19 protein-coding genes are annotated in these 18,477 nt (G+C 65.8%); 7 read left to right on the forward strand and 12 right to left on the reverse strand.

Annotated features, from left to right (window positions below; genetic code table 11):
* Positions 1-3 precede the first annotated feature (3 nt).
* From ACFVWT_RS00085 to ACFVWT_RS00100, 4 genes are all read right to left on the reverse strand, one after another.
* Positions 4-1,011 carry a carbohydrate ABC transporter permease gene (locus ACFVWT_RS00085; RefSeq protein WP_390244106.1) on the reverse strand — a complete coding sequence of 336 codons (1,008 nt, stop codon included), beginning with the start codon at positions 1,009-1,011 and terminating at the stop codon, positions 4-6.
* Positions 1,012-1,020: 9 nt separating this feature from the next.
* Positions 1,021-2,253, reverse strand: coding sequence for an extracellular solute-binding protein (locus ACFVWT_RS00090; protein WP_390244107.1), 1,233 nt, complete (start codon positions 2,251-2,253; stop codon positions 1,021-1,023).
* A gap of 86 nt (positions 2,254-2,339) precedes the next feature.
* Positions 2,340-3,362, reverse strand: coding sequence for a LacI family DNA-binding transcriptional regulator (locus ACFVWT_RS00095; protein WP_390244109.1), 1,023 nt, complete (start codon positions 3,360-3,362; stop codon positions 2,340-2,342).
* 168 nt (positions 3,363-3,530) lie between these two features.
* A complete protein-coding gene (locus ACFVWT_RS00100) occupies positions 3,531-4,274 on the reverse strand; it encodes a GAF and ANTAR domain-containing protein (protein ID WP_390244111.1) in 744 nt (247 codons plus the stop codon).
* 377 nt (positions 4,275-4,651) lie between these two features.
* Between ACFVWT_RS00100 and ACFVWT_RS00105 the strand changes: the two genes are divergently transcribed.
* The gene (locus ACFVWT_RS00105; RefSeq protein WP_390244113.1) at positions 4,652-5,977 is read left to right on the forward strand and encodes a phosphoribosyltransferase family protein; all 1,326 of its coding nucleotides are present in this window, start codon (positions 4,652-4,654) and stop codon (positions 5,975-5,977) included.
* Here ACFVWT_RS00105 and ACFVWT_RS00110 read toward each other — a convergent pair.
* The gene (locus ACFVWT_RS00110; protein WP_390244115.1) at positions 5,947-7,008 is read right to left on the reverse strand and encodes a glycosyltransferase family 4 protein; all 1,062 of its coding nucleotides are present in this window, start codon (positions 7,006-7,008) and stop codon (positions 5,947-5,949) included. The two genes, ACFVWT_RS00105 and ACFVWT_RS00110, sit on opposite strands and share 31 nt — an antisense overlap.
* 357 nt (positions 7,009-7,365) lie before the next feature.
* On the opposite strand from ACFVWT_RS00110, the gene ACFVWT_RS00115 reads away from it, so the two are divergent.
* Complete coding sequence (locus tag ACFVWT_RS00115) at positions 7,366-9,036, forward strand: GAF domain-containing sensor histidine kinase (protein WP_390244117.1); 1,671 nt, start codon at positions 7,366-7,368, stop codon at positions 9,034-9,036.
* 10 nt (positions 9,037-9,046) lie between these two features.
* On the opposite strand, the gene ACFVWT_RS00120 is transcribed toward ACFVWT_RS00115, so the two are convergent.
* The 3 genes from ACFVWT_RS00120 to ACFVWT_RS00130 all read right to left on the reverse strand — a co-directional run bounded on the left by ACFVWT_RS00120 (position 9,047) and on the right by ACFVWT_RS00130 (position 10,986).
* Positions 9,047-9,685 (reverse strand): response regulator, encoded by a 639-nt coding sequence (locus ACFVWT_RS00120; RefSeq protein ID WP_390247005.1) that lies wholly within the window; start codon positions 9,683-9,685, stop codon positions 9,047-9,049.
* Complete coding sequence (locus ACFVWT_RS00125; RefSeq protein WP_390244119.1) at positions 9,666-10,379, reverse strand: hypothetical protein; 714 nt, start codon at positions 10,377-10,379, stop codon at positions 9,666-9,668. The genes ACFVWT_RS00120 and ACFVWT_RS00125 overlap by 20 nt, the downstream gene beginning before the upstream one ends.
* Before the next feature lie 127 nt (positions 10,380-10,506).
* The gene (locus tag ACFVWT_RS00130; protein ID WP_390244121.1) at positions 10,507-10,986 is read right to left on the reverse strand and encodes a universal stress protein; all 480 of its coding nucleotides are present in this window, start codon (positions 10,984-10,986) and stop codon (positions 10,507-10,509) included.
* 132 nt (positions 10,987-11,118) lie between these two features.
* On the opposite strand from ACFVWT_RS00130, the gene ACFVWT_RS00135 reads away from it, so the two are divergent.
* From ACFVWT_RS00135 to ACFVWT_RS00150, 4 genes are all read left to right on the forward strand, one after another.
* On the forward strand, positions 11,119-11,439 hold the full coding sequence (locus tag ACFVWT_RS00135) for a DUF3040 domain-containing protein (RefSeq protein ID WP_390244123.1): 321 nt from the start codon (positions 11,119-11,121) through the stop codon (positions 11,437-11,439).
* Positions 11,440-11,451: 12 nt separating this feature from the next.
* Positions 11,452-11,829: a hypothetical protein gene (locus ACFVWT_RS00140; protein ID WP_390244125.1), complete on the forward strand. Its 378-nt coding sequence runs from the start codon at positions 11,452-11,454 to the stop codon at positions 11,827-11,829.
* A gap of 148 nt (positions 11,830-11,977) precedes the next feature.
* A complete protein-coding gene (locus ACFVWT_RS00145; RefSeq protein ID WP_390244127.1) occupies positions 11,978-12,850 on the forward strand; it encodes an NAD-dependent epimerase/dehydratase family protein in 873 nt (290 codons plus the stop codon).
* A gap of 8 nt (positions 12,851-12,858) precedes the next feature.
* A complete protein-coding gene (locus ACFVWT_RS00150) occupies positions 12,859-13,890 on the forward strand; it encodes an aldo/keto reductase (RefSeq protein WP_390244129.1) in 1,032 nt (343 codons plus the stop codon).
* A 125-nt stretch (positions 13,891-14,015) separates the two neighbouring features.
* Here ACFVWT_RS00150 and ACFVWT_RS00155 read toward each other — a convergent pair whose 3' ends face one another.
* The 3 genes from ACFVWT_RS00155 to ACFVWT_RS00165 form a co-directional block, all read right to left on the reverse strand.
* Positions 14,016-14,231 (reverse strand): hypothetical protein, encoded by a 216-nt coding sequence (locus ACFVWT_RS00155; RefSeq protein ID WP_390244131.1) that lies wholly within the window; start codon positions 14,229-14,231, stop codon positions 14,016-14,018.
* A 151-nt stretch (positions 14,232-14,382) separates the two neighbouring features.
* The gene (locus ACFVWT_RS00160; protein ID WP_390244133.1) at positions 14,383-15,975 is read right to left on the reverse strand and encodes an alkaline phosphatase D family protein; all 1,593 of its coding nucleotides are present in this window, start codon (positions 15,973-15,975) and stop codon (positions 14,383-14,385) included.
* 69 nt (positions 15,976-16,044) lie between these two features.
* Positions 16,045-17,157 carry a DNA alkylation repair protein gene (locus tag ACFVWT_RS00165; RefSeq protein WP_390244135.1) on the reverse strand — a complete coding sequence of 371 codons (1,113 nt, stop codon included), beginning with the start codon at positions 17,155-17,157 and terminating at the stop codon, positions 16,045-16,047.
* 110 nt (positions 17,158-17,267) lie between these two features.
* On the opposite strand from ACFVWT_RS00165, the gene ACFVWT_RS00170 reads away from it, so the two are divergent.
* Positions 17,268-18,050, forward strand: coding sequence for a phosphatase PAP2 family protein (locus ACFVWT_RS00170; protein ID WP_390244137.1), 783 nt, complete (start codon positions 17,268-17,270; stop codon positions 18,048-18,050).
* 48 nt (positions 18,051-18,098) lie between these two features.
* Here the strand turns inward: ACFVWT_RS00170 and ACFVWT_RS00175 are convergent, their stop codons facing one another.
* The gene (locus ACFVWT_RS00175) at positions 18,099-18,425 is read right to left on the reverse strand and encodes a MerR family transcriptional regulator (protein ID WP_390244139.1); all 327 of its coding nucleotides are present in this window, start codon (positions 18,423-18,425) and stop codon (positions 18,099-18,101) included.
* Positions 18,426-18,477 lie beyond the last annotated feature (52 nt).

Genomic DNA, 18,477 nt, shown 5'->3' on the forward strand with positions numbered 1-18,477 from the left:
TCCTCACTCATCAACGGCTCGCCGGCTGGCGCGGAGGTACAGGACTGCGAACACCAGCGAAATGATCACCAGGATGTTGCCCAGCGCGGCACCCTCGCCGAACTTGAACTCCTGGAAGGAGAGCGCGTAGGACTGTGTCGCGATCGTCTGTGTCGAGTTGGCGGGGCCGCCGTTTGTCAGGCCCAGGATGATGTCCAGGACCTTGAGCGTGTACACCACGCCGAGTACCAGGACCACACTCACCACCGGCCGGAGCATGGGCCACGTGATGTGCCGGAACGCCTTCCAGCCTGTGGCGCCGTCCAGGGAGCCTGCCTCGTACAGCTCGTCGGGAATTTCCTGCAGGCCGCCGTAGAGGATGGTCAGGTTGAACGGGATGCCGATCCAGATGTTCACGCCGACAACGGCGATCAGCGCCAGCGACGTGCTGGTCAGCCACGGCACCCCGGTGTCCACGATGTTCAGGTCGCCCAGGAACCGGTTCAGCGCACCGCTGTCCTTGTCCAGGATCCAGCGCCACACGGCGCTCGAGACAATCAGCGGCAGCAGCCAGGGGAGCAGGAGCAGGCTCCGGAGGATCCCGTTGAGCGGGAACTTCCGCTGAAAGTAGATGGCAAGCGCCAGCCCGATCACGAACTGGCCGAGGATTGACCCGACCGTGAACAGCGCGGTGTTGAGCAGGGAAGTGGAGAACAACGACGACGACAGGACCGTTGCGTAGTTGGCCAGCCCCACCCACGGGGCTTCCCCGGTGAAGAACGTGGCGGTCGTGTAGTCCTGGAAACTCATCACGACGTTCTTGACCACGGGGTAGCCGAAGAAGAGTGCCATGTAGACCACGGCGGGCACCAGGAACAGCCACTGGAAGAGGCGCTCCCGCCGCTGGCGGCTGCCCCGCCGCCGCGCCGGAACGGTGTTCCCTGTTGCGGCGCCGCCAGCATGGCTGCGGGTGTTGCCTGCCGCCTTACCGCCGGGTGGCGTCGCCTGCGACAAATCAGTTGTCAGTGACATGGCCGATGCCTACTGTCCCTGAGCTTGCTTCAAGGCTTCAGACGGGGACGCCTTCCCGGTAAGCGCGGTCTGGATGGCGGTGTAGATCTTGGTGGCCTGTGCGGGCCATCCCTCGCCCAGCTGTCCGGTACGGGCCCGGGCCGTCTTCACGAGTTCGGTGAAGGTGGCGAGTTTGGGGTTCTCCTCGGCGAACTTGGCAGCCAGCGTCGTCTTGGACGGGATGGTGTTGCGGACCTTGGCCATGGCCAGCTGGTTCTCGTCGCTGTTGAGGCGGGCGACCACCTCTGCGGCCTTGGCCTGGCGGGCCTTGTTCCCGGTCTGCGGAACGGTCCAGACTTCTCCTCCGAGCGGGGCAACAACAGTCTGGCCGGCCTCCCGAACCGGAATCTTCACCACGCCGTACTGCAGCGAGGCCTGCTTGTCGAGGGAAGGAATCTGCCATGGGCCGTTGACCATCATGGCGGCCTTGCCGGCCAGGAACTGGTCCTTGACGTCGGCCTGCGTCCAGTTCAGGGCGGAGGAGGACACCGAACCGTCCTTTACCAGGTCGGTCCAGAGCTGCAGGGCCTGTGCCGTTTCCTTGGTGTCGATGTTCTTTTCGTTGCCGCCGTTGGACCACATGACCGGCAGGAACTGCCAAGTGCCTTCGTAGGTGGGGTTGGCATTGAACGCCAGCCCGTACTGGTCCCCGGACGTCAGCTTCTCGGCGGCCGCTTCAAGCTCGTCCCAGGTGGACGGCGGGGTCACGCCGGCCTTCGCCAGGATGTCCTTGTTGTAGAAGAGGGCGATCGTGTTGACGGTGGGGGCCAGCCCGTAGACCTTGTCCTTGTAGGTGCCCGCGCTGAGGACGCCGGGGGCGAAGTCGGCGGTACTGATGTTGAAGTCGGCCAGGGGCGCCAGGGCACCCGTGGCCGCAATCTGCTGCAAGTCCGGGTTGTCCAGCATCAGCACGTCCGGCAGTGTCTTGGATGACGACTGCTGCAGGACCTTGGAGATCAGGGACTTACCGGGGACGGTCTCCCGCTTGATGGTGACGCCGGCCTTGGTGCCGCAGGATTTGAGGGCGTCGCCGATGAACGTTTTATCCGGTTCGTTGTTGTAGTAATCCATGACCGAGATTTCCGAGACGGACTCGGTGGAGGCTGCGGAGGTGGTGCCGCAGCCGGAGAGCAGAACCGGCAGCCCGATAAGGGCTGTGACGGCTACGGCGAGAGGGCGGCTCTTGCTGAGTGCTGACTTCATTGTCTGTTCCTTCATTTCGTGGGAAGAATCGGTTATCGATGCGTATCGACAATCGACAAATAAAAAATCGGGCAGGGCGGGGAGAACTAGGCGCCGCGGGGTGGACGGAGCGTGCTGGAACGGTGCGTGATGACCGTGGGCACCAACTCCAGGGATTCGTGTGGTCCCTGGGAGTCGGCTTCAAGAAGCTGGCAGATGATTTTCACGGCCCGGCGGGAAACCTCGGCCGGGCGCAAGTCGATGGTGGAGAGCGGAATGGGCTGGAGTTCCGCAAGCGTGGGCGATGCGCTGCCGATCACGGAGACATCCACGCCGGGAGTCAATCCGCGCGAGGCAAGGGTCCGGCGGAGGATGTCCTGTACGGTGCCGTCCGGGGCGATAAATGCCGGCACGCCCGTAGTCCGGGCCAGGGCCCGGTCCACGGAAGCGGAAATGGTGTCCCTGTCCGCGCCGCCGGGCAGGTGTTGCACGGTGACGCCGAGGGTTCGTGCCGCGCTGTCCGTGCCACGCATGAACCGCTCGACGTAGTTCACGTGCCGGTCCACTACTTCAGGTTGCCAGTCGATGACGGAGATGACGGAATGTCCCGCTGCTGCGAGGTCCCGGACACATTGTTCGCCGGCCATTTCGAAGTCCGCGTCGATGCAGACAAGTCCGGAGGGGTCTCGGGGGATGCCGATGAGTACCACCGGGACGTTCAGCGCCCGGGCCACGGGAAGGCGCTCATCCTCGCCCTCGACCTGCATCAGGATGAGGCCGTCACAAATCTGCTGCCCGACGACGCGGCGGAGTCCGGCGGCCCCCTCGTCCTCTGTGACCAGCAGGATGTCGTGGTCGTATTGCCGGGCGGTGGTGGCGATGACGGAGACGAACTCCATGATCGAAGCCATGTGTAGTTCGGGAATGAAGGGAATGACCAATCCAATGACCCGGGTCTTGCGGCTCGCCAGCGCCCGCGCCCCGGCGTTGGGCTGATAGGTCAGCTGCTCGATTGCCGCCTCAACCTTTTTTCGGGTCTTTTCCGAGATGGGCCGCTTCCCGCTCAGGACGTAGGAAACGGTGCTCTGCGCTACGCCGGCCGCCTCGGCCACATCTTTGCTGGTCGGCACGCTTCTCCACCTCCTAAGGGCCTTGGCTTTTCTGCTAGCGACTGTCCTGTCCGCCAGGTACCAGTCGATACGCATCGTCGATGCGTATCGAGAAGAGTATGGCATGCATCACATTCGGTTTGCAACGTTTATTTTGGCGCAACGCCGGATAACGGCGAACGGGAGCCGTTACAGCTCGAAGTGCGTCCTCGTCGGACCTTGGCCCAGCGAATCGACAATGGCCGTCGCCACGCCGTGCAGTTTGACGTTCCGTGCGCTGGAAGCCGCCTTGAGGAGCTCGAACGCTTCCTCCTGGCTGCACCGGTTCTGGGCCATGATGATCCCGATGGCGACGTCGATGGCGGTGCGGGACTCCAGCGTGGCCTTGAGATTCGCCGCCGTCTCGCTGAAGTGGGCGAAGCGTACGGCCAGCCGGAGGGCCATGGACGTCTGGCTGACAAAGTCCTCTGCGAGCTCCAGGACCTTGCCCTCGAACCGGCCCGGGCGGTGCGAGTAGAGGTTCAGCGCCGCCCGGGTTTCGCCCTCAAGCTGGAAGGGTATGGCGAGGATGGAGCGCACGCCGAGCCCAAGGACCGTATCCGAGTACTTCGGCCAGCGTTCATGGGCTTCAAGGTCTTTGATGTGCACGGTCACCTGGTCGCGGGAGGCGGTCATGCACGGGCCGTCACCAAAGGCGTACTGGATTTCATCCATCGCCTGGGCTTCCGGGCTGCTGCTGGCCACAGTGGCCGCTTTCCGGTGCCGGAGCAGCGTGATCCCGCAGAGCACGGCGTCCCCCTGTTCCGAGAGGCTGCGCGCGGAGACACGCGCGAGTTCGTGGAGGAATTGCTCGACATCCGAGCTGTTCAACACCAATTCGTTCAGGTGCTGGCTGATGGACGTTGCGGTGTTTGCGGTCGACTCGCTGGCCACGATGTTCTTGCTGCCGTTTCGTTCAGGTCAAAACGAACCGGCAACACGGCCAGCCACCCTGTCGATCGCGACGGGTAGCAGGCAGAGAAGCCGGATCGTAGAACTATCCAACGGCTCTCTGCTAAACCGTACCGGGAAATTATATACATCAGTTGGCGGGCGCCGGACTCGTGTGACAAGGCCCACCGCCGTTCCGGTCCGCCTCGAAGGAGGCCCCCGGTGCCGTGGAATCCGGGCCGAAAGTCCCTCGCAACAGGCCGCCGCCTGCCGGATAGTTGGAGAAAAGCGGCCGCAGTCCGTCCCCGCACGCCGAGCTCCATACCGTCGGCCCGCCGGACCCGCATGGCGGCCTTGAGCCACGAGGCGAACGGCTGGCCATGAGCATTTTCGAGGACAGGGTTGAAGCGGGACGGCGGCTGGGGCAGCGGCTCGAATACCTTCGTGGACAGAACATCGTGGTCCTGGGGCTGCCGCGGGGCGGCGTTCCGGTAGCGTTTGAGGTGGCCACGGCGCTGGACGCACCCCTGGACGTGATCGTGGTGCGGAAGCTGGGTGTTCCGTTCCAGCCTGAGCTGGCCATGGGAGCCATTGGCGAGGGCGGTGCCCGGGTCCTGGACAAGCACATCATTTCCCGCGTGGGCGTTACCCAGGCCGAGCTTGACGCCGTTGAAGACCGGGAGCGCGCCCTGCTCGAGTCGCGGGTGGCCCGGTTCAGGAAAGGGCGGACCCGTGAGGATTTGCGGGGGCGCACCGCGGTGATCGTCGACGACGGCATCGCCACCGGGTCCACAGCCCGTGTTGCGTGCCGCATCGCCCGGCAGCTGGGCGCCGCCAGAGTGATCCTGGCCGTTCCGGTGGCGCCGGCGGACACGCTCGCGGACCTCACGGAACCGGATGAGGTGGTCTGCCTGGCAACGCCACGCCAGTTCACCGCCGTCGGATACCACTACCGTGATTTCTCGCCGACCGGCGACGACGAAGTGGTGCTGCTGCTCGATGCGGCAGCCAAGCGGCTGCACAGTGCCCAGGCGGTTGCCAACGGGACTGCCGTCGATGAGGACGTCCAGATCGATGCGGGAGCAGTGCGGCTCCAGGGGCATCTCTACCTGCCGGTGGAAGGCGCCCCCGTCGTGGTGTTCGCCCACGGCAGCGGCAGCAGCCGGCACAGTCCCCGCAACCGTTTTGTGGCAGCTTTCCTCCAGCGGGCGGGGCTGGGGACGTTGTTGCTGGATCTGCTCACTCCGGCGGAGGAGCTCAACCGGGCCAATGTGTTCGACATCGGGCTGCTTGCCGGCCGGCTGACGGGGGCAACGGAATGGCTCGCCGGGCGGCCGGACACAGCGGGGAGCCATGTGGGGTACTTCGGTGCGAGCACGGGTGCCGGGGCTGCTCTGTGGGCCGCCGCGGAACCCGGCGCCCGCATTGGTGCCGTGGTTTCCCGGGGCGGCCGCCCCGATCTCGCCGGTGACCGGCTCTCAGCCGTCCGCGCCCCCACGCTCCTGATAGTGGGAGGGGCGGACCGTGAGGTCCTTGAGCTCAACCGCTGGGCCCAGGCGCTGCTGCGCTGTCCCAGCCAGTTGTCCGTTGTTCCGGGGGCCACGCATCTCTTCGAGGAACCCGGGACGTTGTCGGAGGCCGCGGCGTTGGCCAGGGACTGGTTCCTCCGCTACCTTCAGCCAGGCGCGGATGAGCCGGGGGACTGACCCGGCCGCCCATCCCGCAGTATCTCCTGGTACAGGGAGACGTGGTCGGCCACCATCCGCCCCACGCTAAAGCGCAGCTCGGCGGCCCGGCGGCAGGCAGCCCGGTCCAGGCCGGGGGCCAGCAACAGTGCTTTGGCCAGCTCGTCGATGCCGCTCCGCAGGTAACCGGTAACGCCGTCGTCCACGATCTCGGGGGCCGCCCCGGATCCGGTGCCCACCACCGGCGTGCCCGTTGCCAGGGCTTCGATCATCACCAGGCCGAAGGGTTCCGGCCACTGGATCGGGTTGAGGAATGCCGCTGCACCGCCCATGAGCTCATATTTTTCCGCGGCATTGAGTTCTCCGAGGAACTCCACCTCCGGCCCAAGCAGCGGGACAATCCAGCTGTCGAAGTATTCCTGTTCCTCCGGGCCCTGGATACGGGCGGACAGGAGGAGTCTGAACCCGGCCTGCCGTGCGATGAGGATAGCCTCCCGCGGCCCTTTGTCCGGGCTCATCCGCCCGAGGAAGGCAGCGTATCCGCCGCGGCCGTCTCCCACCGGAACGGCGTCAACGTCGATTCCGTGATGGATCACCCGGGCGATCCGCACGCCGGCGGCGTCCGCAGCCTGCCGATGCGAAATGGCCACCATCGAGACATCCGGTCCCATCAGCCGGTAGAGGTCGCCAAGCCGCGAGCTGAACAGCCCGTGATTGGTGGTGACGACGGGCAGCGAAGCCCGGCGGTAGCGGAAGAAGGGTCCGGCCACCGTGTGGTCGTGGACGAGGTCCACGTCCGTCAAAGCGGCGTAGGCCCGGGCCACGTGGTAAAGCTCGGTGGCCGCGGACCAGGTGGCGGACGATCCCGCGCTGGGTTCCGGCATATCCGGAACCAGGGAAACCGGGCAGGTGCTCCCCGCCGGGGCGGCCAGCAGCACGTCATGACCGGCGGCAACGAGTCCGCGGGCCAGCCCGTCGACCACCACCTCGGTGCCGCCATAACGGGGCGGGGGGACCTGCAGCCAAGGCGGAGAGATCAGTCCGATACGCACGCTGGATCAACTCCTCGCACCCGGGGACGCCGCGGTAGGCCGCCCGTACAGGTTCCCAGCCGTGCTGACGGATGCACAGTGCCTTTAGTCCCGTTACGATGTCTATTGAGCCCCTGTGCAGGCCTTGGTACTGTGTTGGTATCAGTCTGGGGTTGATGCAATAGGAACTCGGTGAAGCAGTCCGCCGTGTGTGTCTCGCTGCCGTGGGGAGTCGCATGAGCCCGGACCTTCCGGTAGTCAACATTTATCGGTCAAACAAACTTTTCGGTGGCCGCCTGACTGGCGGTGCACCTACTACCGTGTACGTCGGCAGGACAGTCGACGGCCCTTTCCGGGACATTTGCCTTCGGCGGCGCCATGTGGCGTGAACCCATCCGCCGGCGCACCGAGGACTTGTTGCGCGACTTCGTGGCCCGGGCAGATGAGCTTGTACGCGCCCAGGACCAGATGCAGGGCCTGCTGGGAGCCGTGGTTTCGCTCACCGAAGACCTCAGCCTCGAAGCCGTCCTGGACCGTGTGGTGCAGTCGGCATGCGAGCTGGTTGGCGCCCGCTACGGCGCGCTTGGCGTCATTGACGCCGACCACGAGCTGGGGCATTTCATCACTGTGGGAATCGACGACGACGGCGTCCGGCTGATCGGCGACCTCCCCACGGGACGAGGGGTACTGGGGCACCTGATCCGCCAGCCCGAGGCGCTGCGGCTGGACGATCTGGGTGCGCACGAAATGGCCAGCGGATTCCCGCCCAACCACCCCGACATGAAGACATTCCTCGGGGTCCCGGTCAGGGTCCGCGGTTCCGTCTTCGGAAACCTCTACCTGACGGAGAAGCTCGACGGCGGCCCCTTCACCCCGGAGGACCAGGAGCTCGCTTCCGCGTTGGCGGCGGCTGCCGGCGTCGCGATCGAGAATGCCCGCCTGTACGAGGACACCCGCCGTCGGCAACGTTGGCTGGAGGCCGGGCTGGAGGTCAGTGACCAGCTGAGTTCGGCACTGTTCCCCGGCGAAACAGACAACCTCGACCTCGTCGCCGAGCGGGCACTGACTGTTTCAGATTCGATCCTTGCCGTGATTGCCTACCCGGATGCAGACGGCACGCAGCGGTGCCGGACCATGGTGGGTGTCCAGTCCCTTCCTGCCGGCCAGGAGCTGCCTGCTTCCAAGGTCATTGCCGAGGTCCTGGAAACCGGGACGTCCGCCCTCATCAGGGACGCGAACGAGGTCTTCGGACCGGGAACGGAAAAGAAACTTGGCCCTCTGCTGGTGGCTGCCCTGGGACGCAAGAGCAGCGAACGCGGCCTCCTGATCCTGGCACGTCCCTCAGGAGGCCCGTTGTACCTCCAGTCGGACCTTCAGTCCTGCGCCGTTTTCGGCTCCCGGGTGGGTCTGGCACTCGGGCTGGTGAGGGCGCGGCGGCGGCGGGAAGAGCAGCTATTGTCCACGGACCGCGACAGGATCGCGCGGGACCTGCACGATCTGGTGATCCAGCGGCTCTTCGGTGCGGGGCTCAGCATGCAGAGCCTGCGTCGCTACATCCCGGACCCCGTAGCCCAGGAACGTATCTCTGCAGTGACTGCCGAACTGGACGGCACCATCCATGAACTCAGGGACACCATTTACTCGATGCGGACAGGCCATGGCCACAAGGAGCCGCTCACCGGCCTCATCATGCGGACCATCCACGAAGGCATCCGTAACTCCGAATTCTCCCCCAAGGTCCAGCTGACGGGACCGGTGGACGAAGCGGTCCCCGACGCCGTCGTCGAGCAGCTGTTACCGGTGCTATCCGAGGGACTGAGCAACGCCGTCCGGCACTCCGGGGCGGATGAGATCGACATTTCGCTGACCGCCTGGCCAGATTGCGTGGAACTCCGGATTGCGGACAACGGCTGCGGATTCGAAAACCCCGATCGCGTCAGCGGCATCGCGAACATGAAGCACCGGGCCACGGCCCTGGGTGGCGAGTGCTCCATCACGAGCAGCCCCGGGAACGGCACCCTGCTGACGTGGACGGCACCTTTCAGATAGCCGGTAGCCCCTAGCCGCGGAGTTCGAACCCCAGTTTGGCGAGGATGCCGGCAACCTGGATCTTCACCGTTGCGCGGGCGAAGCGCGTCTCCTCGCTGATCTGGCTGTTGGTCAGCCCTTGGCCCATAAGGGCCAGGACCCTCAGTTCCTGTGCGCTGAGGCCGCTGTGCCTGCGGTTCACCTGGGCGCTGTACAGGCCCTCCATAACCCTGCGTTCGACGCCGGGCTCGAGTAATGACTCGCCCGTGGACACCCTGCGGATTCCTTCAAGGAGCGCGGTCCCGGGTAACTGCCGGAGGACGTAGCCAGCCGCCCCGGCCAGCACGGCACTGCTGAGGGCATGGTCGTCGTCGTAGCTGCTCAGGAGCAGGCACCGGAGGCCGGGATTGTCGGCGAGGATCTCCCGGCACACTTCGATGCCGGTTCCGTCCGGCAGGTGGGCTCCGATCACCACCAGGTCGGGATGCAGTTCCGGGATCTGGCGGCTTGCTTCGGACGCCGATCCGCTCTCGCCAACCACCTCGAAGTGTTCCTCCTCCAGCAGCTCGCGGAGTCCGGTCCTGACCAGGGCGTGGCTGTCCAGGATGTATACGCGCGTTCCCCCAACAACGGTGTAGTCGATTGCTGGGTCAGTGGCCACCGTGAGCATCACCCAGTCCCGGCTTCATCTGATCGGCCACGGCCCTGCCCGCGTGCCGGCTGCCGCTTCGGCGGTTATGGAATGCGTAGTACAGCAGGCCCAGGCCGCCCAGTAGCGGCACCACGGCGGTGAGATATTCCATCGTGCGGAAATTTACGGCCGCCTGAAAGAGGAAGGACAGCCCGAGGACGGCCAGTGCGGCTGCGGGAATCAGCGGCCACTTCATCCGCTCACGGGTGAACGTCAGGACGGCAAAGGTCGCGGCGAGCCCCAGGAACAGCACTGCGGCCACCGGCGTGCCGTCCAGCGCCGGCGGCAACGCGACCACCAGGGCGAGCGTGAGCAGGACACCGCAGGGAATCAGCGCCCACCAGTTGGCCCGTTCGCGGAGGTACACGGCCGCGAACCCGGCGGACATGAAGAGGAAGAACAACGAGCCCGGCCCGTCGCCCGTTGAACCGGGCCACAGCTGTGTGGTGGCGGTCACCGCGGCAAGCCCCAGGAGGACAAACCCCGGGATGGCTGCCCACCAGTTAGTGCGGCTCCTGGAAAATACCGCCAGGAAAGCGCCGCCGGAGGCACCAAAGATGAACGGCCACACCAGCAGTGCGGTGTCGAGGAGGCGCAGGGCATCCAGCAGTAGCAGGACGCCTGCCAACAAGAGGACTATGCCTGCGACGATGCTCGCCGTTGGTGCTTTCATGACGATGCTCCCGGGACGTGGTGCGCGGCGTGCCGCGCTGATGCATTCAGGTTATGGCTTGGATGCGAACCGTGGTCAGAGCACAAAGTCACGGAACGCCCAGGGCCCTGCCGGGGGAGGCCCGGCTTCACACGGACTTGGGACCCGGTTCCGGCGCGGTCACCTTGGAGTCCTGGCCCACCACCAGGACGGGGCAGTGTGCGTGCGCGGCGCAGGCTCCGCTGACGGATCCCATAACCTGCGTGAGGAAGCCGCCTTCTCCCCGCCGGCCCACCACCAGCAGCTGCGCATCGCGGCTTTCATCCACCAGAGTCTTTGCCGGCGGACCGAACTTCACGATGCGGGACAGTCTCGCCGGAGGTTCTGCCCCAAAGGCCCTCTCAACAGCCTGGTCCACCAGGCGCTTGGCTGTCTCTTCGAGTTCTTCCATGCTGGGGACCCGCCCGGCAGGCATATGGGAAGCCAGGTAGAAATCAGAGGTGCCCAGGCATGTGATGATCTCCAGCGGGGCGTTGAGGCTCCCGGCCATACGTCCCGCGAGCTGCAAGGCAGCTGTGGAGAATTCGGAGCCGTCCACGCCCACCACAATGCGTTCTTCAGTGTTCATGGGTTCCAGCGTGCGCCGCCCTGCGCCCCCTTGCCTAGGGTCCAAAGTCACCGGGGCTCCTCCATGACTTTTGGCTCTATTGACTTTGCCGTCCGAGGGACGATCCTTAATATCAATCCGGTTCGGAGGTCAATGATGCCGCTTTCTGAACATGAAAAGGACGTCCTCAGGAAGATGGAGCAGTCGCTCCACGAGGATGATCCGCAATTCGCCGCGCGCATGGAGGGCCAGTCCTGGTCACTGATGCGACGGATAGTTCTTGGTGCACTGTGCGTGGTCTGCGGATTCCTCGCGGTGATTGCGGGCGCCGCCTTGCAGATTGTCTACCTGGGCGTCGCCGGGTTCGCTGCGATGGTGGCAGGCGGCTATTACGCGTCCCTGGGCATCAGCCCGAGCAGGCTTCGCTTCGGCCGGCCGAGCCTCGGTTTGCCGGGCCAGTCGCAGCACATCTGAAAGCCGCCCCGGATGACTTCATCTAGCCGGGTGCCCGCTGCCGCCCCTGATTCCGCGGGTTTCCGCCCCGGCCGTAGGCTCCTGCGCTGGGCCTGGATCGCCGTTGCTGCCATCCCTGTGGCGTTCGTGGCCGGCATGGCCATCGGCGAAGGGCTGATCTCGCTGCAGGGATACAACGGTGGGGACGCCGTCCCCCCGGGTGTTGTTGCGCTGGCAGCAGGGCCGGCCCTGCTGGTGGTCCTGGCACCCGAGGTGGCCGCGGCGGTGCTCGGATTCAGGGCCCGGGCCCGCGGCGAGGCGCGGGGCCTCATCCCTGCCGTCATCGGCGTCGTGGCGGCCGCCTTCACCATCCTCACGAACACCCTCCCGCTGCTGCTCCGGCTCGGCTGAAGGGTCCGGAGGCAGGGGCGTTCTTTCCTAGGACTCAGAGGGCCACGCAGAAGGGCTGCATCCGGGCCGCTGCGCCTCTAGGGTGGAATGACGACGGCGGGGCGGTCGCGGAAGACCGCCGGCCGCCAACTACCCAGAGGAGTTCCTGATGAGAATTGCTGTAACCGGAGGAAGCGGAAAACTGGGCAGGAGCGTGGTGCGCAGGCTGGCGGAGGACGGCCATGACGTGCTGAACCTGGACCGCACCGGCACGCGGGGCCGCGGCTTCACCGAGGTTGACCTGCGCAACTACGGGCAGGTCCTGGACGTCATCCTCGGCCTCGATGACCGCCACGAGGGCTTCGACGCGATCGTGCACCTGGGGGCCATTCCGGCTCCGGGCCACGCGCCGGATGCGGCCACGTTCGAGAACAACATGCTCGCCACCTACAACGTCTTCCAGGCCGCCCGCCGGGCCGGAATCAAGAAAGTGGTGTACGCCTCGAGCGAGACGGTGCTGGGACTGCCGTTCGACGTCGATCCTCCCTATATTCCGGTGGATGAGGAATACCCGGCCCGGCCGGAAAGCACCTACTCGCTGGTGAAGCACCTGGAGGAGCAGATGGCCATCCAGCTGACCCGCTGGGACCCGGAACTGAGCATCACCGGGCTGCGGTTCTCCAACGTGATGGACCCCGAGGACTATGAGGCGTTCCCGTCCTTCGATTCCGATGCGACGCTGCGGAAATGGAACCTCTGGGGGTACATCGACGGCCGCGACGGAGCTCAGGCCGTGGCCCGCGCGCTGGAGAACGGCAAGCCCGGATTCGAGGCGTTCATCATTGCCAACGAAGACACCGTCATGAGCCGGTCCAGCGCCAGCCTCGCGGCGGAAGTCTTTCCGGGCGTCAAGGTGGTCAAGGAGCTCGGCGAACACGAAACCATGCTGTCCATCGACAAAGCCAAGCGGCTCCTGGGGTTCGCTCCGGAGCACACGTGGCGCACGTACCACTCGAACCGCACCACGCCCACCGAGGACTAAGGAGAACTATGCAATACCGCACACTAGGCAACAGCGGCGCCGTCGTTTCCAATTACGCGCTGGGCACCATGACCTTTGGTGCAGAAGCCACCGAGGAAACGTCCTTCGCCATTCTTGACGATTACTTTGCTGCGGGTGGCAACTTCATCGATACCGCGGACGTCTATAGCCAGGGTGTCTCGGAGGAGATCATCGGCCGCTGGCTGGCCGCCCGCCCCGAGGTCAGGGACCGGGCCGTCGTGGCCACCAAGGGGCGCTTCCCCATGGGGCAGGCCCCGAACGACCTCGGAACCTCCCGCCGCCACCTCACCCGGGCACTCGATGACTCGCTGCGGCGCCTCGGCGTGGAACAGATCGACCTGTACCAGATGCACGCGTGGGACCCCATCACGCCGCTGGAGGAGACGCTGCGCTTCCTGCATGACTCCGTCAGCAGCGGCAAGATTGCCTACTACGGCTTCTCCAACTTCCTGGGCTGGCAGTTGACCAAGGCGGTGCATCTGGCCAAGGCCCATGGCTGGAGCGCCCCCGTGACACTGCAGCCGCAGTACAGCCTGCTGGTCCGGGAGATTGAATCCGAGATTGTTCCGGCCTCACTGGATGCGGGGATCGGCCTGCTGCCGTGGTCGCCCCTGGGCGGAGGCTGGCTCTCCGGCAAGTACAAGCGCGATGAAGCACCTGCCGGCGCCACCCGGCTGGGCGAGAATCCGAAACGCGGCATGGAAGCCTGGCAGGCCCGCAACGACGATCCCCGCACGTGGGAGGTCATTGGAACCGTTGAGAAGATCGCCGCGGACCACGGGGTGAGTGCCTCGCAGGTGGCGCTGGCCTGGCTGGCGGACCGGCCGGCGGTCACGTCTGTGATCCTCGGCGCCCGCACCACGGAACAGCTCGCAGACAACCTAGCAGCCGCGGACCTGGAGCTGACGGAGGAGGAAACCAGCCGGCTGACCGAGGCCAGCCAGCCGAGGGTGGGTGTGTACCCGTACGGCCCCATGGCCCAGGAGCAGCGCAACCGGAAGATTGAGGGCGGCCGCTAAGCGGCGCACCAGCAATTGACAGGGGACGCCGACGGCGGCAGGTGACTGCCGCCGTCGGCTTCCTTTTTCGTGCCGCCTCCGCCGCGGCGGACCGCTGCGGCTTTGTCCGGCCGGGAGCGAAGCCCTCAGCTGACCGGTAGCACCTCGTAGCCGTCGGTCCGGGACACCAGTTGCCGGCCGTGGTTGCCGTCGAACCGCAGCCACATGACGGAGGAATCCTGCGTGGCGTCTTCCACCTCGCCGGTGCGGACCAGCCGCCCGTCGAGCCGCAGCTCAACCCGGCTGCCAATCAGCTCCTGCCAGGTGGAGGTTGGTTCAGGGGCGGGGCCGACGGAATTCATCCCGGGTCCAATCTGTGCGCGCTAACAATTATGGAATGCTATCCATCCGGGGGCTGTGAAGCAAATCACATTGGCGGGGGTGGGGAGCACGGAATGGGGTCGGCCGGCACCGGGGATAGCTTTACCCGGTGCCGGCGAAAACCTGCGGGACCTAGGCGCGAGCCCTGAGTCCCGGAACGCCGTCCCGGATCTCGAAGGACGCCTTGGTGCTGACCGGGGAACCGGGGGTGGTCACATAGTCGAGCACCCGGAAATCCGCCTGCAAAGAGTCCTTGGTGATGCGGGTGTTCACGTAACCGCGCTGGTCGTTGTAGAACCTAAGGTGCGGGTTCCACGCCATCACCGGGTCAACCGTGGAGCCGGAGCCGTTGCCGGTGGATGTGACGGAGGTGCAGACCAGTTCGGAGCCCACCACGGGCGACGCCGGGTCCTTGTAGTCGACCTTGACGTCGTTGGCCCAGTTCCGGTGCACGTCGCCCGTGAGCACGACGGCGTTGCGCACTTTGGCGTCCGCCCAGCCCTGGGTGATGCGACGTCGGGACGCGGCATAGCCGTCCCAGCCGTCCATGGACACGTCGTCGATCTCCGCAGCCTTGTTGCGGTCCCGCTCGGCGAAGAACACCTGCTGGCCCAGGATGTCCCAGCGCTGGGTGGAGTTCATGAAGCCGTCCAGCAGCCACTTCTCCTGGTCGGCGCCCGTGATGGTGCGGTCCTCCGCCAGCCGTTCCTGCACGTTCTTCTTCCAGCCGTCGCCGGCCAGCTGGTCATCGCGGTACTGGCGTGTATCCATCATGTGGAAGTTGGCCAGCTGGCCCCACTGAACGGTCCGGTAGATCTTCATATCGGCACCGGCCGGGACCGACGAAGCGCGCAGCGGCATGTTCTCGTAGTAGGCCTTGAACGCTGCGGCGCGGCGCTGGCGGAAGTGCTCCGCGGAGTCGTTGAGTTGTGCCGGATCCGCATTTTCCGGGACCTCGTCCGCCCAGTTGTTATCCACTTCGTGGTCATCCCAGACCACAAGCCACGGCGCAACTGCGTGCGCGGCCTGGAGATCCGGATCCGACTTGTACTGGGCATGGCGTTGCCGGTAGTTCTCCAGGCTGACAGTCTCCGGCCCGGCATGGTCGCGGGGGTTGCCGCCGCCAATCACATAGGACTCCTTGCGGTACTCGTACACGTAGTCGCCGAGGTGCAGTACGAGGTCGGGGTGATCCTCCGCCAGCCGCCGGTACCCCGTGAAGTAGCCGTGCTCGTACTGGGCGCAACTGGCGAAAGACATTGCCAGGGCCGCCGGTGTCTCGTGCAGGGCGGGACTGGTGAGGGTCCGTCCCACCTGGCTGGTGTGCTGGCCGCTGCGGAAACGGTAGAAGTACTCCCGGCCGGGCTTCAAACCGCGCAGTTCAACGTGGACTGAATGCGCGTTGTCGATCAGGGCATGTTCGACGCCGCGTGCCACCACACGCTTCATGCCCGCATCCTCGGCCACCTCCCAGGCGACCGGGACGCTGCGAGACGGCATGCCTCCCAAGCCGTCTTCGGCGAGGGGGTCCAGCGCCAGGCGGGTCCAGAGGACGAAGCCGTCCGGCCAAGGCTCGCCCGAGGCAATGCCAAGAGTGAACGGGTCGGTACGGAGGCCGGCGCCCGGCACTGTTGACGCGGCGGCAACCGCTGCGCCCGGAACGGCAGCGACAAGCCCGGCGCCGAGGCCTGCGGTGAGAAGGGATCTGCGGGAAATGTTGTCCATGGCTTGAAACTATTCAAGCCATTTGGACGCGAGCTGTCGCCTCCGTGAATGAAGGATTAACCCTCCGCGTCAGACCTCGACAAGGAACGGCGTAGGTGCATACCGGACGCCGTTGATCTGAAGCTCCAAGGCGTGGCTGCCGGGGTGGTGGACCCGGGTGGTCATCTGGCGGAAGGCATGGCGCTTCGATACCGTCCTGGTTTCGCCCGGGTTCAGGGTCAGGGCGGCCAGTTTGAAAACCTTCTCTGATTGGGAGCCATTGGCCTTCATGTAGTGCACGACGTAGTCCACCGCGAGCCTGGCCGGTTCTGCGCCCGTATTCGAGACCTCAAATTCAAAGGAGAGGTCCGCCGGCAGCGCCACGGTATCCCGGTCCAGCCTCGGCGGGGTTACGGAGAGCGACGCAGGGGCGAACCCCTGCAGGGCCAGTGCGCCCGGATGGGCTTTCTTGACAAGGGTGCGCAGTCCGTGGCGGACCACCCACGGCGTATTGGCATCCGCCGCCCCGGTCCAGGCGGCAGCCGCGGCCAGCACCGTCTCGGGAGCGTGGCGTGCCAGATCGTTCAGGTGGTTGGCCACCGAACGGCGGACGTACTCGTGCGGGTCCCGGTACAGGGCATCGAGGATGGGGACCGTTGCCTCGGGCCGCTGGATCAGGCCCGGGACCCGCACTGCCCAGGGAAGGTAGGGGCGGGTACCTTCGCTGGCGAGGCGGCGCACATGTTCATCAGGGTGGGCGGTCCACGTCAGGACGACGGCGAGCGCGCGGTCCAGGTCGGCGGCAAGGAGCCGCCGGATGGCAAATTCCCCGGTCAGCCGCGGGGTCAGTTCGGCGAGAAGCTGCAGGCAGTCTTCGAAATCGGCGGACGCGCTTGACTCGAGGGCCAGCGTTACTGCTGTTTCCGTCACCGGCCAGAGGGTCCAGCCGGTGAAGCCCGGGTCCCGGAGGGCGCCCCGGAAGACACGCGCCGCCGTCGGATAATCCCCCGGGCCGCCGGCAGCGGCAAGGTCGGCCAGCAGCCCGCGGCTTACGTGATCCGTGCGTTCGCGCAGGCTCAGGTTCCGCAGCGATGCGCCGGCACTCGACGCGTTGGACCAGGCACCTCCGGAGGCGGTATCCGTGAGCACGCGAACCAGCCGGTCGACGGCGGCATGGTCAATCAGTTCGTTCATGGCACCCATGCAAGTCAGGCTACAGTCTGCGCCCGGGCTGCGGTTGCGAGCCAAATCCGCGGAATCGGGATAATGTCAGCGGACACAAATTTTCAAGACTGCATAGGCGGAAGCGGGACATGGCTGAAGATCGATCACGGAAATCGCCCCATTGGTGGCGGGTCTTCCACGACAAATTCGTGGTCGAAGAGCGGTTCATGAGTGCTGCCTCCCGGAGGAACCTCTACCGCATCGCCGTGATCCTGATGGTCGTCGGTACCGGCCTGTTCCTGCTCGCCCTGACGGGTGTGCTCGGGAAGGACGGCCTGACCTTCATGGACGAACCGGTCCGGGCCTGGCTGGTCGGCCAGCGCAATGAGCCGCTCACTGCCGCCATGATCTTCCTGGCGATCGTTTTCGGACCAGTGGCGTTGCCGATCATCGTCCTCGTGGTCACCGTGGCCTGGGGCGTTGCCGCCAAACACGCCTGGCGGCCCCTGCTGCTGGCCGGGGCCATGCTCACCGGAGTTGCGCTTGCCCAGATCATCGGCAGGTCGGTCGGACGGCAGCGGCCGCCGCTGGACCTCATGCTGTTCGGTCCCGACGTCACCTTTTCCTTCCCATCCGGGCACGTTCTCGGTGCCTGCGACTTCCTGTTGGTGACCACCTTCCTGATCTTTTCGCGGCGCCAAAGCACGTGGCCGGCGGTGGCCGCCTTCGCCGTAGCCGTCTTCGGGATCTTCCTGGCTTCCATCAGCCGGCTCTACCTGGGCTATCACTGGGTCAGTGACGCCCTGGCCTCCCTCTTCATCTCCTTCGTGGTCCTGGGTGCCGTCATCGCCCTGGACACCTGGCGGACGGCGCGCATCCCGGGGGAACAGATCACCGGTGAATTGTCCAAGGCCGATTCGGTGGACAGCTAGCGGCAGGTGGCCGGCCCTGATCGCCGGCCGCCGGCCCGGCTTCCGTCGTCAGGCCTGACGGCGTGATTCTCCCGGCGGTGATTCCCGCGGGCGTGAACGGGCCTTCTTCAACTCGATCTTGAGCTTGGCAATTGCCGCCTCGAGCTCCAGCACCTTCGCCACCCCGGCGAGGTTGAGCCCGTCGTCCAGCAATTCACTGATGCGTTTCAGCACCGCGAGGTCCGCGTCGCTGTACTGCCGCGTGCCTCCCGAAGTGCGGTCCGGCGTGAGCAGGCCCTTCCGCTCGTAAAGCCTGATGTTCTGCTGGCCCGTTCCCACCAGATGGGCCACCACGGAAATCGCGTACAGGCCTGTCTCCGCGTTGCGCTCTGCCATGGTCCTCCCCAAAAAATCCGTGCCGATAGGTCTTGCAACAGTTTCGCACCGG

Source organism: Arthrobacter sp. NPDC058288 (genome assembly GCF_042880995.1).
In the GTDB taxonomy this organism is placed as follows: Bacteria; Actinomycetota; Actinomycetes; order Actinomycetales; family Micrococcaceae; genus Arthrobacter.

Bases quoted from the DNA above. Each gene is read 5' to 3' on its own strand.
- ACFVWT_RS00085 (WP_390244106.1), bottom strand. From the start codon at position 1,011: ATGTCACTGACAACTGATTTGTCGCAGGCGACGCCACCCGGCGGTAAG.
- ACFVWT_RS00090 (WP_390244107.1), bottom strand. From the start codon at position 2,253: ATGAAGTCAGCACTCAGCAAGAGCCGCCCTCTCGCCGTAGCCGTCACA.
- ACFVWT_RS00105 (WP_390244113.1), top strand. From the start codon at position 4,652: ATGAGCATTTTCGAGGACAGGGTTGAAGCGGGACGGCGGCTGGGGCAG.
- ACFVWT_RS00115 (WP_390244117.1), top strand. From the start codon at position 7,366: ATGTGGCGTGAACCCATCCGCCGGCGCACCGAGGACTTGTTGCGCGAC.
- ACFVWT_RS00120 (WP_390247005.1), bottom strand. From the start codon at position 9,685: ATGCTCACGGTGGCCACTGACCCAGCAATCGACTACACCGTTGTTGGG.
- ACFVWT_RS00125 (WP_390244119.1), bottom strand. From the start codon at position 10,379: ATGAAAGCACCAACGGCGAGCATCGTCGCAGGCATAGTCCTCTTGTTG.
- ACFVWT_RS00130 (WP_390244121.1), bottom strand. From the start codon at position 10,986: ATGAACACTGAAGAACGCATTGTGGTGGGCGTGGACGGCTCCGAATTC.
- ACFVWT_RS00135 (WP_390244123.1), top strand. From the start codon at position 11,119: ATGATGCCGCTTTCTGAACATGAAAAGGACGTCCTCAGGAAGATGGAG.
- ACFVWT_RS00140 (WP_390244125.1), top strand. From the start codon at position 11,452: ATGACTTCATCTAGCCGGGTGCCCGCTGCCGCCCCTGATTCCGCGGGT.
- ACFVWT_RS00145 (WP_390244127.1), top strand. From the start codon at position 11,978: ATGAGAATTGCTGTAACCGGAGGAAGCGGAAAACTGGGCAGGAGCGTG.
- ACFVWT_RS00150 (WP_390244129.1), top strand. From the start codon at position 12,859: ATGCAATACCGCACACTAGGCAACAGCGGCGCCGTCGTTTCCAATTAC.
- ACFVWT_RS00155 (WP_390244131.1), bottom strand. From the start codon at position 14,231: ATGAATTCCGTCGGCCCCGCCCCTGAACCAACCTCCACCTGGCAGGAG.
- ACFVWT_RS00160 (WP_390244133.1), bottom strand. From the start codon at position 15,975: ATGGACAACATTTCCCGCAGATCCCTTCTCACCGCAGGCCTCGGCGCC.
- ACFVWT_RS00165 (WP_390244135.1), bottom strand. From the start codon at position 17,157: ATGGGTGCCATGAACGAACTGATTGACCATGCCGCCGTCGACCGGCTG.
- ACFVWT_RS00170 (WP_390244137.1), top strand. From the start codon at position 17,268: ATGGCTGAAGATCGATCACGGAAATCGCCCCATTGGTGGCGGGTCTTC.
- ACFVWT_RS00175 (WP_390244139.1), bottom strand. From the start codon at position 18,425: ATGGCAGAGCGCAACGCGGAGACAGGCCTGTACGCGATTTCCGTGGTG.